This window comes from Cohnella zeiphila (genome assembly GCF_014212055.1).
GTDB lineage: Bacteria > Bacillota > Bacilli > Paenibacillales > Paenibacillaceae > Cohnella > Cohnella zeiphila.
Genome location: NZ_JACJVO010000027.1, coordinates 1 through 15,289 on the forward strand (window position 1 = coordinate 1; position 15,289 = coordinate 15,289).

A 15,289-nucleotide genomic window follows, 5' to 3' on the forward strand; every position below is an offset into this window, starting at 1 on the left:
TGGTCAGCCCTTCACTCTAGCACAAAATTCCTTACTCGCCTCAGAGTGACGATTCGCTTACATTTTCTTATCGGTGAAGTAATAAACTAAAGCCGCCATTGGCAGCGCCGCTCCAATCCAAGAGGTGAAATCCCAACCGCCGTAAGCATAAGACCAACTGGCCAAGAGGGAACCTATGGCTCCGCCGACAAAGAATATGGACATGAATAATCCATTTAACCTGCCTCTTGCTTCGCTTCCCAAGGAATAAATGGCGCGTTGCCCCAGAACTAGATTTCCCGATACGGCCATATCCAGCATAATCGCGGCTAACACGAGCAGGACGAGATCCGTTGTCGAATTACTTTGAAAAAGATAGGTCAACATAAAGGATATTGCGGCAATCGCCATTGCCAACCCGGTCAGCAGTCGGGTCCAGCCTTTATCCGCCAGTCTTCCGGCGATCGGCGCCGCGACGGCACCCCCCACGCCAGCTAAGGCGAACAACGCGATGCCCTGCTGGGACATTCCGAAGCGATCGGTCAATTGCATGGGGATGGCTGTCCAGAAGAGGCTGAAGGCTCCGAACAAGCAAGCCTGATAGAACGCCCGGCGACGCAAGATGGGAGTATCCTTGAACAGCTTTGCTAAGGAGACGATCAACTCGCGGTAGCTTGTTGAAGAAGCCGGCCTACGCTGCGGAAGAAGCCACACCAACAGAATCGCTAAGACGGCAATCAGGATGGCCGATATCACGAAGACGACTCGCCAAATCCATACGCTGGCGATAAAGCTGGCCAACGGCCGGGCGAACATGATGCCTAGCAGTAGCCCGCTCATGACGTTCCCGACCACTCGCCCGCGCTGCTCCTCGGAAGCCAAATAGGTGGCAAAGGGCACCAGGATTTGGGCGACAACGGAACCTAGCCCGATCAGCAGAGAAGCCGCCAGAAATACCGGCGCATTGGGGGCGAAAGCGGCTGCCAGCAAGGCCACGAACAAGACAGCTAGCGATATGGTCGCAAGACGCCGGTTCTCGATCAGGTCGCTGATGGGAACCACGAACAATAGCCCCACGACATAACCGATTTGCGTGATCGTGACGATAATACCGGCCGCCGCGGAAGACAGACCCGTGGAAACGCTGATCTGCCCTACCAAGGTTTGAGCGTAATATAAATTGGCCACGATAAAACCGCATGCGGCTGCTAGCAAAAAGATCATCCCACTTGAAATCCGTTTTTCCTCTCTAACCTGTCCCGTTTGCATCAGAATCCTCCTCCATTGGTATTGAAAATAAATAATGAACGTTTAGTTCACTAATCACTGTGACAATAATATATACTGAACGTACAGTATTGTAAATAGGTGATTTTACTTTTAAATTTTTGTATAATGAACGTATTGTATTTATTTCGGATGCGCGTTCCATCGCGCGAAGGGGAGTTATACAGGTGAGCGCCAAAAGGGGACGTCCACGCAATGTCGAGACGGAGAAGGCAATCCTAGCCGCATCCTACGATCTTTTGTTGAAGAACGGATTCGGAGCCGTAACGGTAGAGAAGATCGCGGAGCGCGCTGGCGTCAGCAAGGCCACGATCTATAAATGGTGGCCGAATAAGGCGGCCGTCGTGATGGACGGATTCCTCTCGGCCGCTTCTGACAGACTTCCCGTCCCCGACACAGGCTTCGTCCTTCAAGATATCCTCGACCATGTCAAAAACGTGACCCGGTTCATGACAAGTCCGGAAGGCCAAATCATCAAGGAACTGATCGGCGAAGGGCAGTTCGACTCCGGCCTTGCGGAGGCTTATCAGACCCGATATATCCAACCTCGGCGGCTGGAGGCGAGACAACTGCTGGAAAGGGGAGTTCGACACAGAGAATTGAAGGAAGATCTGGATATCGAACTGAGTATTGACCTCCTGTACGGTCCCATCTTCTATCGACTGCTGGTTTTGGGCGATCCGATGGATGACGTTTATGTGGAAAAACTGGTCAGCTACTCGTTTGCGGGATTACGTCGTACGAAATGACTAGCGGCAGTCTAGGAACATTTCAAACGGAAGACCAATAACTGATTGCGCTAACGGGATACGTTAACACAACATACGAGGCTGCCGACAACATCGGCAGCCTTTTCAATTGCAGATTTGATAAAGGAACTAGCACATTGTTATGCCGGTTCCGTTGGATCTTATACGCTGGGTAAGAATAAAAGAACTTGCTTTAATGTTAAACTGTCAGAATGATAACTCCCCAATATGTTGCAAGCTTCCCCGTTCGGCTCTTCCGTTGTACAATGAGGCTTGGCGTTTATTAGGAAGAAACGGCAGACCGTACGCTTCGAAGTAATGGGGTTGAACGAACCGCATGGACATTTTTTTGCATGTTTTATGGAACAACGTATTGCCTTTATCCCTCTTGATCTGCATAGGAATCGTGATGCAGCGGATTTTTCGTTTAGATATCCGGACGCTATCCAAGATGAATTTTTATTTGTTCTCGCCGGCGCTGATGTTCGATCTTCTCTATACGACATCGATCTCCGGCAAGCTGTTCGGGAGCGTGCTTCTATTCTTCGTCCTGTTCATGGTCGCGCAGTATACGTTGGTTGAGATCGTTGGAAGACTTCGCGGTACCGACGGAGCCAGGAGGGCTGCAATGCGCAATGCTGTCCTGTTCTACAATAGCGCCAATTACGGCATTCCGATCAATCAGCTTGCTTTCTCGAACAACGTTTACACGCAGTCGATCCAAATTATCATCATGATGATGCAATCGCTTATCCCTAACACGTACGGCATTTACAGCGTCAACGCTCACAAGTCGAATTGGCGGCAAATTCGCAAAGTGATCCTGTCGATGCCGATCATTTACGTCATCCCGCTGGCGCTGATCCTGCATGGGTTCGAGACGCCGCTTCCAGGCTTCATCGAGACTTCCGTCGGATACTTGTCGAATGCATTCATCGGCACGGCGCTGTTCACGTTGGGGGTTCAACTGGGCAGTATGAGCAGCGGCTTCAATATGAAAATAGCGGTCGATGTCGGAATCGCGACGACACTGCGTCTGGCGGTCGGACCTCTGCTTGCATGGGGGGCTATATTCGTCCTGCGGCTCTTCATGGACATAGACGATCTGACGGCAGCGGCACTGATCGTCTCGTCGGCCGTCCCGACCTCGCTGTCCAGCGTACTGCTCGCGGTCGAGTTTGACTCCGAACCGGATTTCGCTTCGCAGACGGTCTTGGCGACGACCGCAGCTAGCCTGATCACCGTGACGACGGTCATCTATTTACTGCCCATTTGAAATTTGCCTGATCTACACTGCAGGTGCCGTCCCGTTAGTTGAATAGTACAACGGCATTCAAGGGCATTTTTGAATTGCTTCGTATTATTTTGATAGTCGTACTTCTTGGAGGGTTTTTGGAATATTTAGTTAGAGTAATCTACTCTGAAATTGGTATAAACATTGATAAATATAACTGGATAGCAATGCTTGGTATTTTCATTTGTACAAAGGAAAAGGAAGGGACAAGCTTTCAAAAGTAGCAACCCAACTCTTTCTTTTAATCTCTATATTGTTAATAATAGGTACGCTTGCAAAAGGTAAATGAGCAAGGGAGGTACTGCTGTGGAAAATAACTATACACCTATGGCATTTCGGTTGAAAACTGAACGACTCGAACTGAATATGTGGGAGGAATCCGATGCAGACTGGCTGAGGAAGCTTATTCATGAGCGTGGAGTGGACATGCCCACACTCGACGCCACTCGAAGCCTAATCATCGATATGCGCAAGAAAGCATTCGAAAATGGGATTTCCCTGCTCACTATTCGCCGCCGTGACGAGGGCGATTTCATCGGATACTGTGGCCTTATTATCGGTCGTACTACACTTGAAGAGCCTGAGATCGCATACGAACTGTTCCGCAGTGCTCACGGTAAAGGCTATGCGACTGAAGCGGCATCTGTGGTCTTGGATGCCGCGATAGCCACCAAGCGCAGTCGGCTCTGGTCGACTGTGGGTGCATGGAATGTTGCATCCTTCCGAGTTCTCGAAAAACTAGGCTTTGAGCGGCACCATAGTACGTGGAATGAGAGCGGCGAGATTGTTTGGAACAAGCGTGAACTTTAGAGAGATGGACAATCTAGGGCTTTTCTGTAAAAAAGACGGCTATTCGGAATTTGTGGTGGAATAGCCATCGTTGACATAATATTATAAAATAGGATTATATGGTTATAATACCATTTTTTGTATTTAAAAGTATTGATATGTTAATTCCTCTTCTCTTAGTGTCAAAAGGTAGGTGTAGTTATTTACGAATAATAAAGATTTAGACTGAAATAATAATGTTGTAGACTGAAAAGACCCACTATCTCCTATTGGTATGAAGCCCCTATATGATCGTGATGAAATTGATTGACCTTTTGAGAGATATTCTTGGGAGTAATCCCGGAAAATTGTTTGATATCACGAATAAAATGCGATTGATCATGGAAGTTGAGGGCATAAGCAACATCGCTTAACCGCTCATATTCCCCGGTATCCATCAACCTTATCGCTTCATTAAACCGTTTCACCCGAATATAAAATTGTGGCGTAACACCGACTGTTTGCACAAATCTTTTTTCATACTGGCGTTCCGATATATGCAAATGTCTAAGCAAATCTTTTACGGTGATCGCTTTAATATTCTCATGGATGAAACTCAAGCTTTCCTCTACCAAAAGATCCCGAGGCCGGGCATGTCGGAGCTTTGCCAATAAAAAGGTAGAAAGGAGCTCGACACATTCCTGACCGCTCTTGGCATCATTAACCAATTGTGCGTTAAGTTCTTCCCCTGAGAAGTCGGGATACCATCTATTCGCATTGGTCAGAATGGATGCATCCATACCGAACAGCGTTTTAAGAGCGTGAGGCTTCAGAACGGCTTGTACCGAAAGGTACGACCCGCTTTTAAAATTCATAACAGCAAGCTCTGTAATCTGCCCATGAAGAAATAAAGTCGGCAGATGAACGATGCGTCCGGAGTTGGTGACGATGCATTTAATGGCCGAATCCCCGTTATGATGCTGAAATACGAGACCAGGCAAGCCATTCGGACATACTTTTATAGCCGTTCCTTCCGAACCTGCGTATTCGGCTATTCGAAAATGCTCGACATCGCCCTTTAGATCTTCCAACGGGGGAACATAGCTAAATGTAATCGATCTCACGAAGCCCATTTCTCCTTTCTTTTTTCATTACATGTATTACTACGCTGCAACACAAAAACCCTTCATCCGCTTCGTGCAGTACGTCGTGTGCATTGGTTCCCACGTTGCTTTGGAGATGAGAGCGGAGAATGACGGATTTGTACAATTATACGGATGATTCTCGTGGTATTCTGACAAAGTAACTTAAATGGCGCATCCATTGAGAGGAGCTGGAGAAATGAGCAAGGTAGTAGTGATCGAGCACCTGACGCTCGACGGTGTGATGCAGGGGCCTGCGCGGCCCGACGAGGACACCCGGAACGGTTTCGAGTACGGCGGCTGGGGGGCGGAGGCCGGCAATGATCCCGTGATGTTGAAGGTGCTGGGCGCGAGTATGGGCAGCTCGTGGTCCCTGTTGGTCGGTCGTACCACCTATGAGGACTTCTTTAAGATCTGGCCCAACCAGCCTAAGCCTAACCCCTTTACCGAAGCGCTTAACAACGTGGAGAAGTTCGTGGCTTCCACCACCTTGTCAGAACCGCTGCCTTGGAGGAATTCCACACTGCTGAAGGGCGATGCCGCCGACGCGGTCGCCAAGCTCAAAAAGGAGCTTGATAAAAACCTAGTGGTATTCGGCAGCGGCGTGCTGGTGCAATCGCTGATGAAGCGTAACCTGATCGACGAGTACGTCCTGCAGATCCACCCGCTGGTGCTCGGCAAAGGACGCCGCCTGTTCCTTGATGGCAGCCCGATTACGCACCTCAGACTTGTCGACTCGGTAACCACGGGAACCGGTGTCATGATTGCGACATATCGACCGTCTACTTGCTGACGAAGTCTATTTAACGAGATCAACCTTAGCGGTAGAATTGTAACGCCGTGCTGACCGCCTATCGGCTCCCCTGCGCGTGGACTGAACCCCAGTGTTCGTTTATAAAAAGCAAGGTTTTTTGTAAGATGGAACAGAGAGAATAATCACTAGAGGTAGGGACTTAATTCAGGTTAGATATATAAAGGTATTGAAGGAAACCTGTTAATCGTTAAGCTAATGATACGATAGTTGAATGGCAGTCTACAATTTTATTATTCGGATTTAACTTATGAAACAGTTCAATACTGCATCGAGTCTAACACATTTTATAAATTATCTTGTCCATTAATCGTTGCTGGATATTCTTCCTAATCGCAATAAGGAAACGGTTGTAGGCTTTCTCTCATGCCTTCCAAACAGAGGACGAATACAATACGTCACAATGGATATGTGGCAGCCATATAAGGACGCTGTGAGGGCTGTACTGCCCAAGGCTACTATCATCGTCGATAAGTTTCACGTTGTACGTATGGCGAATCAAGCGTTAGAAACCATCCGCAAACAGCTTAGAGAGGGCTTATCACCGAAGGAAAGGCGTGGGCTTATGCACGATCGCTTTATCCTTCTAAAACGTCACAAAGAGCTCACAGAGATGGACAAGATAAAGCTTGCACTATGGACGAAGAATCACCCCTCTCTCGGCATTGCTTACGAATTGAAAGAATCGTTCTTTGCTTTGTGGGATAGCGACAGCGGACAAAAAGCATACCTCAAATATCACGATTGGAAAGCCAAGATACCAAAGGAACTACAATCAGCTTTTGAGCCTCTTACAAAGGCTATGGAGAACTGGGAAGCTGAAATATTCGCCTACTTCGACCACCGCATTACAAACGCCTATACGGAGTCTCTGAATAGTCTTATACGTGTCATTAACCGTTTGGGTAGGGGCTATTCATTCGAAGCCCTACGAGCCAAAATACTCTTTACAGAGGGGCTTGCAAAACAACGGAAGCCTAAGTATCAGCGGCGGATCGATGACTACGTACTGGAAGAAAACTTCACGATGTTCAAAATGCCGCCCGTTATTCGTGAACCAGAAGAAACAACCCTGCTTGGAATCGATCTTTCCACCTTGATTGAGAAATTGGAGAAGGGCGAATTATAAGCCCTTTTCCACTATTAAATCCGAATACCCAAAAAGACTAATCGTACAAAGGGCCATCTCGGCCCTCCCCGTTGAAAACAAAAACAATATCTCGCCTTCCCGGAACGATTTACCCGGGAAAATGTCCTAGCTCCGCGCCTTGAGCAATCGCCAAAGCAATGGCCAGAATCATCAGCACAACGGCGGGCGCCGTTTTCGAGCCCGAATCCCCGACCCTGATGTGAGCCGCTGTCGCGCACAGCATTATGAACGCGAACCAGATCCCCGCCCAAGCCGCCCAGCTTGGCTCCCAGAAGCCGACGACGAGGGCGGCCACGCCGATATACTGCGTCAGCCCGGTAAAGACGCGAAACCATTGCGGCAGCCTCAGACGCTGAAAGCTTTCCACCTGAAATTTGAGTCCAAATACCTTCGTCGACCCCGACATCAGAAACGCCGCGACTAGCAAAATATCCAAAACCAAAGCCAAGATATGAATCACCCATCGCTCCTTCGCCTTAAATACAACGGATACAGGCAGATTATAGGGCGATTCCCCGACGGTTGCAAGAAGACGGGGACAGGGTACAAGAGCTCAGTGAGGCTGCCGCTGGATCGAGCGGCGGCCTCACTCCGCTAATGGGCAGATTAGTCCCTCTAACCCATTGAAAACGAACCCACGAATGGTAAAGTTTAGGCGAGTAAGGAATGAACAAATCCAAGATCGGGCGGTTTTATGATGTGGGGTGGTTGCCAAGTCGTGCTCGAAAGGTCGGATTAGACGCGTCTGAACAACAGGAGAGGAGAATGATGATGGTAAAACGATCTCTACGATTCATGGTCATCATCTGTTTGCTTTTTGGTCTTGTATCTGTATCCAACATAGCGGCTGCTGCGGAACTTCCGGTGCAACAGGTTGATGGAGGAAGATTTCATTCTATCGCTCTTCAAAGTGACGGTACCGTATGGACATGGGGCAATAATTGGGAAGGACAGCTTGGCGATGGAACGAAGGAAGGCCGTGTCACTCCCGTTCAGATCAAGAGCCTTACAGATGTGATCGAAGTAGCTGCAGGTAATTGGCATAGTTTGGCCCTCAAGAGCGATGGAACGGTCTGGGCGTGGGGGGACAATACCTATGGCCAACTCGGTGATGGGAGTACGATAGACCGGAATAAACCCGTACAAGTACAGGGTCTCGATTCGGTAGTCGCGATCGCTGCGGGCAGTGATCATAATTTGGCCCTCAAAAGCGATGGAACGGTCTGGGCGTGGGGAAGTAACGACGGGGCCCAGCTTGGCGACTGGACGAATATAGACCGTCATACCCCCGTTAAAGTGATCGAGACAGATTCGGTAGGCAGCAAACTCGATTCGGTAGTCGCGATCGCTGCGGGCAATCAACTTAGTTTGGCACTCAAAACGGACGGAACCGTCTGGGCATGGGGACGCAATGGTTCAGGCCAGATTGGCACTGGCAACTTATATGAATTGATGAGTCTTACTCAAGTACCTAATCTCAAATCGGTGAGTGCCGTCGCTGCCGGGTATGTTCAATGTCTGGCACTCAAGAACGACGGGACCGTCTGGGAATGGGGGGGAGAACAAGAATCAGAATCGGACGGATCATATGGATACGTAGCAGATCCGCCGTTTCAGGTGCATAGTCTCAATTCAGTAGCCGCCATCGCTACTGCAGCTGATCATAACGTAGCCCTCAAAGAAGACGGAACCGTCTGGGATTGGGGATATAACCAACAATTGGGCGACGAAAGCGCAGACCCTCCGGTTCAGGTGCAGGATCTCGGTTCGATAGTCTCCATCGCTACCGGAGATCGCCATAATCTTGCCCTCAAAAGCGATGGGACCCTATGGGCATGGGGAGATAATGAATATGGCCAGCTGGGTGACGGAACAACGTCAGAACGTGGTGTGCTTGTTGATGTGCCTGTTCAGGTTCATCTGAACCATACGGACTCTTTCCGTCTTTCCGATTCCAAATCTAATGAATACGGCGGGTCCCATAATGAGTATTCGTTATATTATGGGTACATTTCGTCCCCGGGACAAGAGCTTAGCGGATCTTGGAGTCCTCCTGAGGGCTCCCGCGGAACCGTTACGGTCTCCATGATTTCCCCAGTGGGATTAGATTACAACCTTAGTCTGGAAACGTTTGGCGGCGGTAATCGATCGCCGGCAGAAACAGGGGAATACCCGGACGGTACCGAGTTCAGCAAAGTGGAGGTACCTGAAGGTTATGCAGCCGAGTGGAAGGTGAAGGGACACTCGGATAACGATTATAGTCAGGATAAGAAAGTGTTCGTTTATGTGGCTATCCAATATGACAATCACTGAACATATGGCGAAGTTTACCCGCGGCCTTTTCAGTTTTCCAAGCGTTTGAGTTTTTGTAATCCCAACAAACATCATGAGGCCGCCGCGGAACGATTCGGCGGCTTCATTAAGCTAAAGGACATATTGTTACATCGGAAGCATTTTGCTATTCTTAGATTTTGGAATTCAAGTAAAGTAAGGACAGGGGGCGCCCTGTCCTTTTTTAATAGATGAGGATAACGCAAGATGAGTTTACGGTTCGATCAAGGTTTACAGATCAACTCTCAAGGTGCCCAGCATCTTGGCGAATTTCGGATCGTGATAGGATAAGAAAAGACTTTCCCGAGTATCGAGGGCGGAGATTTGTTCGATATCGTCCGCGCTCAACTCAAAATCGAAAATATCAAAGTTTTCGACGATCCGTTCTTTTCTCACCGATTTTGGAATTACGACGACTTCACGCTGAACAAGCCAGCGCAACACGACCTGAGCGACGGACTTGTTGTGTCTTTCTGCGATTGAGGCCAGCACCTCGTTGCCGAACATGTTGCCCCGTCCTTCAGCGAACGGTGCCCATGACTGGTGCTGCACTCCCTGTTCTTTCATAAAATTGGCACTTTCAATCTGCTGGTAGAACGGGTGCGTTTCGACCTGGTTGACGGCGGGCACGATTTCATTATGCACGATGAGGTCCATCAGACGGTCGGGCAGGAAGTTGCTTACACCGATCGCCCTGATCTTTCCTTCGCGGAACAGATCTTCCATCGCACGCCAAGCGCCGTAGTAATCGCCGAAAGGCTGGTGAATAAGGTACAGATCGAGATAGTCAAGTTGTAGCTTCTTCAAGGATTTGGCAAATGCCAGCTTGGCACTCTCGTAGCCGGCATCCTGAACCCAGAGCTTGGTCGTGATGAACAGCTCCTCACGCGGCACGCCGCTGCGCTTAATCGCGCGTCCGACCGCTTCCTCGTTCAGATAACCGGCGGCGGTGTCGATCAGGCGGTAACCGGCCATCAGTGCCTCATATACCGCATTCTCGCATTCTTCAGCATCGGGAACTTGGTAGACACCGAAGCCGATGATCGGCATTTTCACACCGTTGTTCAATGTTACGGTTTGCATTGTAATTCCTCCCATTGTTCAGCAAGCGGCGCGTATCACGGGAATCGGGCATCGCAGCGGGAATTCCCTTCACGGCTGATTTGCGTTAAAGTAAGCTTATTACCTTCGTGTTACACGAAGTCAAGCCTTGCTCAACCATTTATTTTCAAGGAGGATTACACATGCATACGGTTAAAGAAGCCGCCTTAATAACGGGACTCACCGAGCACGCCGTTCGCTTTTACACGGATAAAGGCCTAGTGCCGAGCGTACAGCGCAATCAAAACAACATTCGGATGTTCGACGAAGAATCGATCAACTGGCTGCATGGCGTTAAATGCCTCAAGCAATCCGGGATGCCGATCGAAGTCATTAAAATGTACGTCGATCTCTGTCTCGAAGGGGATTCAACCATTCCTCAACGCTGGGCACTCATGATGGAGCATAAAAAAGAAGCACTCGTTAAGCTCGAAGAAGCCAAACAGCACGTTGCCCATTTGGAACAAAAAACCGCCCTATATCAAGCCATTCTGGAGCACCGCTCTCCAGACACGACCAATCCCGCTAACTGGGACAAAATTCAGCATATGCATGCTGACGTATTTTACTCGCCTTCTGTTCGGAAGGCGTGAGAGATATTCGTGAGCACATCAACCCTTTGGAGAGATTCCTCGGTTTATAATCTTGATTGGCTTGTCAATGAACAAGATCAACATCAGTCTATATTGAACTAACGGAGACGAGAGCTTAATACAAACATCATGAGGCCGCCGCGGAACGATTCGGCGGTTTCATTAAGCTAAAGGGCAGGTTAGTTCGAACGCATTCCAAATAAAAAGCCTCTGACTCAGAGGCTTTTCCCATTTGCCTATTAATTTTGCATCATTCAGTCAGCTTGTCAGTGGCAATGCCGAGCAGCGACAAAACCTGCTTGGTCCCCTGGGGCATTCACATCACAACTAGACCGATGAATATTGCAATCGAATTTCGTCTAAATGAAATAAAAAACGAATGCAAATTTAGGAGGAACTCAATGATGAGAAAAATTATTGTGCTTGAACATGTATCCCTTGATGGCGTCATACAAGCCCCGGGCCGGCCAGACGAAGATATCAGCGACGGCTTTGCATATGGCGGATGGTCAGCGCCATATTCTAACGAGATCGTTGGAACGCTCTTGAGAAGGCAGATGAACATGCCGTTCGATCTGTTGTTAGGGCGCAAAACCTATGAAATTTGGGCACCGTATTGGCCGCAGCATGCGGACATATGGCCGGGGGCGAACAAGGCAATCAAGTACGTCGCCTCGAACACCATGACATCTGGCGAATGGCAGCCGTCCGTGTTTTTAAGTGGAGATATTGCGGGAAAAATCATTCAAATCAAGCAACAGCAGGGGCCAGATTTGCACGTTTGGGGAAGCGGCGATCTCATCCAGACGCTTATCAAGCATGATTTGGTAGATGTGTTCTGGCTGATGATATATCCTATAACATTGGGCAGTGGAAAGCGGTTGTTTGCTGATGGCACGATCCCGGCGGCATTCAAGGTGACGGAAAGCAAAGTCGCCCCGAATGGCGTTATTGTCGTGAATTACGAGCGTGCAGGCGCAATCACGACCGGAGTGTCAGGCAGCTAACATCAAAGAAGGGCCATCCAGTAAAGGGATAGCCCTAAAACTTGCCGTTACGGACAGCGCGGAGAACCGTATCACAAGGGGGCATGGGCCTTTCTATGCCGAAGGTGAGCCTTGAGGTCGGATGGCTTTCGCTTGCTCATAATATGCTCATGAGCTAGAACTTTCATTTAGAGAATGCGCTCCAGACCGCATCACCACGGGAGCGTTCCGAGTTTTGCGTGCGAGAACGTGCCTGTCGGACCGTCCGGCCCGAGCAGCGCAAGGCGTACCGCCTCTTGGGCGCCCTCCTCGACAGTCTCCAAGCCCTGATAGTTGTTGAGATTCGTCTTGGTGAAGCCCGGGGATGCGGCGTTGACCTTGATCCCGGTCGACTCCAGCTCGATCGCCATGGCAAGCGTCAAAGCGTTAAGTGCTGTTTTGGACGCAGGGTAGATGGGGCCGAAAGTCGAGCGCAAGGTAAAATTCGGGTCCGCGTTCATCGTCAAAGAGCCGACTCCGCTCGACACGTTGACGATTCGGGCTGCCGGCGCTTCGCGCAAGAGCGGCAGCATCGCCTGGTAAATAGCGAGGACGCCGAACACGTTGGTCTCCCATACCGCTCGCATTTCATCGAGGGACGCGTTGCTTGGGCGGGTCGACTTGAGGTACTCCTCCATGGATATGCCGGGCGACATGCCCGTATTCGAGATAGCCGCGTTGTTGACAAGCACGTCGAGACGGCCATGCTCCTTGCGGATGCGCTCCGCTGCGGCGGCGATCGAAGCCTGATCCGTCACGTCGAGTCGGAGCGCGCGCGCGTCCGGCCCAACCTCCTTGACCGCGGCTTCGCCGCGCTCGAGATCGCGCGACCCTACCAGCACAGTGAAGCCCCGTGCCGCGAGATCCTTTGCGATCTGCAGGCCGATTCCTTGATTGGCCCCGGTGACCAGGGCGACGGGTTTGTCCTTCATAGTAAATTCGCTCCTCTCACTCTCTTTCTTCTTCCACTCTCATGTTACGGTTGAAGCACTTGATCGGGAAGTTCAAATAAGTTAGCATGGTATAAACTATTGGTTCATGCCAAAAAAAGGAGGGCTTCGAATGAATGAACAATTGAACACGTTTATTCAGGTGGCGGAGTCGGGAAGCTTTTCCAAGGCAGCCGAAAAACTGTTTGTTTCTCCAACTGCTGTGATGAAACAGATGAATTTGTTGGAGAAACAGGTGGGAGTGCCTCTATTGATTCGCACGAACCATGGGATCGGGCTCACCGAAGCCGGAAAATCCTTTCAAAAGGATGCGGCATTCATGCTGCAGTACTTTCAAGAAGCCCTAGTCCTGTTGCGTCACGCCGCCAAGACTGACCAGCTTGTCATTCGCGTGGGGACCTCCATCCTTAATCCCTGCAAGGTATTGCTGGATCTGTGGAATGATATCTGCGGCGAATATCCGCAATATAAAATAAACATCATTCATTTTGAAGATGATGCTTATACGCTCCCGACAACTTATCGCACCATAGGCAAACATTTTGATATCATCGCAGGTCCAATCTTAACGGAAAACTGGAAGGATTATTTCCGCGTGCTTGAGTTGGGAAGTTACCGCTTTTGCTTCGCCGTACCTCGGAATCATCCGCTGGCTTCCAAAAAAACATTGTCCGTCAAAGACTTGCACGGAGAGAAGTTGGTTGTGGTAAACGGCGGAAAAAGTTCAGCAATTAATGAAATTCGTGACTTTTTATTAAGGAACCATCCCGAGATCAAAATCAAAGATATTTCTCGCCTTTATGATCTTGACGTATTCAACCGTTGCGAGGAAACTGGCGCTGTCCTCTTGACGTTGGAGGCATGGGCAGATGTTCATCCATCCTTGGCGACCCTTCCCTGCGATCTGGATTTCACGATCCCCTATGGTTTGATGTACCCCTTATACCCTTCCGTGGAAGTTCAAAAGTTTATAGAAATCGTAGACTCCAAGTATCAAGCTATTTGTGAATAATGAGAAGACGAATAGGGGGTTACTGCAGTGGCCTTTATGAAAGGAATAGAACTATGCAAAAGATTTCATTTCGAATTTGTCGAACCATTACTTTCAAACCACTTTCCAGACTTACGTTACTCGTCTTCGCTGATTGGTCCAGGAAGCGAAGTGCTTGGATATGATACCGAGATGTCAACGGATCACGATTGGGGTCCGCGTGTTGTTTTATTTCTTCAGGCAAACGATATGTACTTGGTAAATAGTATCAGTCAAGTTCTACAAACCAATCGCCCGCGAGAATTTTATGGGTATACAGTAGATTTGAATCAAACCATCATGACTACATTGGCACAGTTTCTTGAATCGAAACTCGCAACGGATTTCGAGAAAGGTCCTGAACTCCTAGATTGGCTTACATTCCCATCGCAGGTTTTGGCCGAGATAGTTGGCGGAGAGGTTTTCCGCGACGATGCGGGGCATCTTGCGGCGATACGCAAGCAGCTGCATTATTATCCGCATGATATATGGTTATATATAATGGCGTCGGTTTGGAATAGGATCGGACAAGAAGAGCATTTGGTGCTGCGCGCCGGGTACGTGGGGGATGAGCTTGGGTCGTCCATCATCGGATCAAGGATTGTCAAGGATATTATGGATCTTTGTTTTCTAATGGAACGCCAGTATGCGCCATACCCGAAATGGTTTGGAACGGCATTCAAGAAGTTAGATTGTGCGAATGAGTTGCTGCCGCTGCTGTCTAACGTTCAGTCTGCCTTAACATGGAGAGAGCGTGGAACCGCCTTATGCAAAGCCTATGAATCTATAGCGCGAATGCATAATCGTTTAGGTATTTCCGAAGTCATGCCAGAACAGGCTTCTCCTTTTTATAACCGCCCTTATAAGGTCATCCAAGGTGGCGCATTTGCAAATGCAATTGCTGCACAAATCACCGATCCGCTCATTCGCAGGCTATCCCAAAAACGTCTTATCGGTGGAATTGACCAAATATCCGACAATACCGATTTCAAATTCATAAACCTTTGGCACGCCGTTGAGCACTCGGGGGAGAGAAACACCGTGCGGGCTCTTTATAACAAGATCCTAGAATAGAGGAA

Annotated in this window: 14 protein-coding genes and 1 pseudogene; 10 read left to right on the forward strand and 5 right to left on the reverse strand. The window is 49.2% G+C overall.

Annotated features, from left to right (window positions below):
- Positions 1–57 precede the first annotated feature (57 nt).
- The gene (locus H7C18_RS21045; protein ID WP_185131080.1) at positions 58–1,248 is read right to left on the reverse strand and encodes an MFS transporter; all 1,191 of its coding nucleotides are present in this window, start codon (positions 1,246–1,248) and stop codon (positions 58–60) included.
- A gap of 185 nt (positions 1,249–1,433) precedes the next feature.
- On the opposite strand from H7C18_RS21045, the gene H7C18_RS21050 reads away from it, so the two are divergent.
- The 3 genes from H7C18_RS21050 (at position 1,434) to H7C18_RS21060 (ending at position 4,119) form a co-directional block, all read left to right on the forward strand.
- On the forward strand, positions 1,434–2,015 hold the full coding sequence (locus H7C18_RS21050) for a TetR/AcrR family transcriptional regulator C-terminal ligand-binding domain-containing protein (RefSeq protein WP_185131081.1): 582 nt from the start codon (positions 1,434–1,436) through the stop codon (positions 2,013–2,015).
- A 337-nt stretch (positions 2,016–2,352) separates the two neighbouring features.
- Complete coding sequence (locus tag H7C18_RS21055; protein WP_185131082.1) at positions 2,353–3,291, forward strand: AEC family transporter; 939 nt, start codon at positions 2,353–2,355, stop codon at positions 3,289–3,291.
- A 345-nt stretch (positions 3,292–3,636) separates the two neighbouring features.
- Positions 3,637–4,119, forward strand: coding sequence for a GNAT family N-acetyltransferase (locus H7C18_RS21060; RefSeq protein WP_185131199.1), 483 nt, complete (start codon positions 3,637–3,639; stop codon positions 4,117–4,119).
- 245 nt (positions 4,120–4,364) lie between these two features.
- Here the strand turns inward: H7C18_RS21060 and H7C18_RS35815 are convergent, their stop codons facing one another.
- Complete coding sequence (locus H7C18_RS35815; RefSeq protein ID WP_185131083.1) at positions 4,365–5,201, reverse strand: helix-turn-helix domain-containing protein; 837 nt, start codon at positions 5,199–5,201, stop codon at positions 4,365–4,367.
- Positions 5,202–5,418: 217 nt separating this feature from the next.
- Between H7C18_RS35815 and H7C18_RS21070 the strand changes: the two genes are divergently transcribed.
- Together H7C18_RS21070 and H7C18_RS21075 are read left to right on the forward strand one after the other, a co-directional pair.
- On the forward strand, positions 5,419–6,012 hold the full coding sequence (locus H7C18_RS21070; RefSeq protein WP_185131084.1) for a dihydrofolate reductase family protein: 594 nt from the start codon (positions 5,419–5,421) through the stop codon (positions 6,010–6,012).
- 328 nt (positions 6,013–6,340) lie between these two features.
- Positions 6,341–7,159 (forward strand): annotated as a pseudogene (locus tag H7C18_RS21075) (ISL3 family transposase); the annotation flags it as partial.
- Between the two features lie 109 nt (positions 7,160–7,268).
- Here H7C18_RS21075 and H7C18_RS21080 read toward each other — a convergent pair.
- A complete protein-coding gene (locus H7C18_RS21080) occupies positions 7,269–7,628 on the reverse strand; it encodes a DoxX family protein (RefSeq protein ID WP_238357857.1) in 360 nt (119 codons plus the stop codon).
- A 218-nt stretch (positions 7,629–7,846) separates the two neighbouring features.
- On the opposite strand from H7C18_RS21080, the gene H7C18_RS21085 reads away from it, so the two are divergent.
- Complete coding sequence (locus H7C18_RS21085; RefSeq protein ID WP_185131085.1) at positions 7,847–9,493, forward strand: RCC1 domain-containing protein; 1,647 nt, start codon at positions 7,847–7,849, stop codon at positions 9,491–9,493.
- A 249-nt stretch (positions 9,494–9,742) separates the two neighbouring features.
- Here H7C18_RS21085 and H7C18_RS21090 read toward each other — a convergent pair whose 3' ends face one another.
- Entirely contained in the window at positions 9,743–10,594 is an 852-nt protein-coding gene (locus H7C18_RS21090; protein WP_185131086.1) for an aldo/keto reductase, read from the reverse strand.
- Positions 10,595–10,755: 161 nt separating this feature from the next.
- On the opposite strand from H7C18_RS21090, the gene H7C18_RS21095 reads away from it, so the two are divergent.
- Together H7C18_RS21095 and H7C18_RS21100 are read left to right on the forward strand one after the other, a co-directional pair.
- On the forward strand, positions 10,756–11,205 hold the full coding sequence (locus H7C18_RS21095) for a MerR family transcriptional regulator (protein WP_185131087.1): 450 nt from the start codon (positions 10,756–10,758) through the stop codon (positions 11,203–11,205).
- Positions 11,206–11,609: 404 nt separating this feature from the next.
- Positions 11,610–12,212, forward strand: a complete 603-nt coding sequence (locus H7C18_RS21100; RefSeq protein ID WP_185131088.1) for a dihydrofolate reductase family protein — start codon at positions 11,610–11,612, stop codon at positions 12,210–12,212.
- Positions 12,213–12,403: 191 nt separating this feature from the next.
- Here H7C18_RS21100 and H7C18_RS21105 read toward each other — a convergent pair whose 3' ends face one another.
- Positions 12,404–13,162 (reverse strand): SDR family oxidoreductase, encoded by a 759-nt coding sequence (locus H7C18_RS21105; RefSeq protein WP_185131089.1) that lies wholly within the window; start codon positions 13,160–13,162, stop codon positions 12,404–12,406.
- Positions 13,163–13,292: 130 nt separating this feature from the next.
- Here H7C18_RS21105 and H7C18_RS21110 point away from each other — a divergent pair, with 130 nt between their 5' ends.
- Positions 13,293–14,192 (forward strand): LysR family transcriptional regulator, encoded by a 900-nt coding sequence (locus tag H7C18_RS21110; protein WP_185131090.1) that lies wholly within the window; start codon positions 13,293–13,295, stop codon positions 14,190–14,192.
- 36 nt (positions 14,193–14,228) lie between these two features.
- On the forward strand, positions 14,229–15,284 hold the full coding sequence (locus H7C18_RS21115) for a DUF4037 domain-containing protein (protein ID WP_185131201.1): 1,056 nt from the start codon (positions 14,229–14,231) through the stop codon (positions 15,282–15,284).
- Positions 15,285–15,289 lie beyond the last annotated feature (5 nt).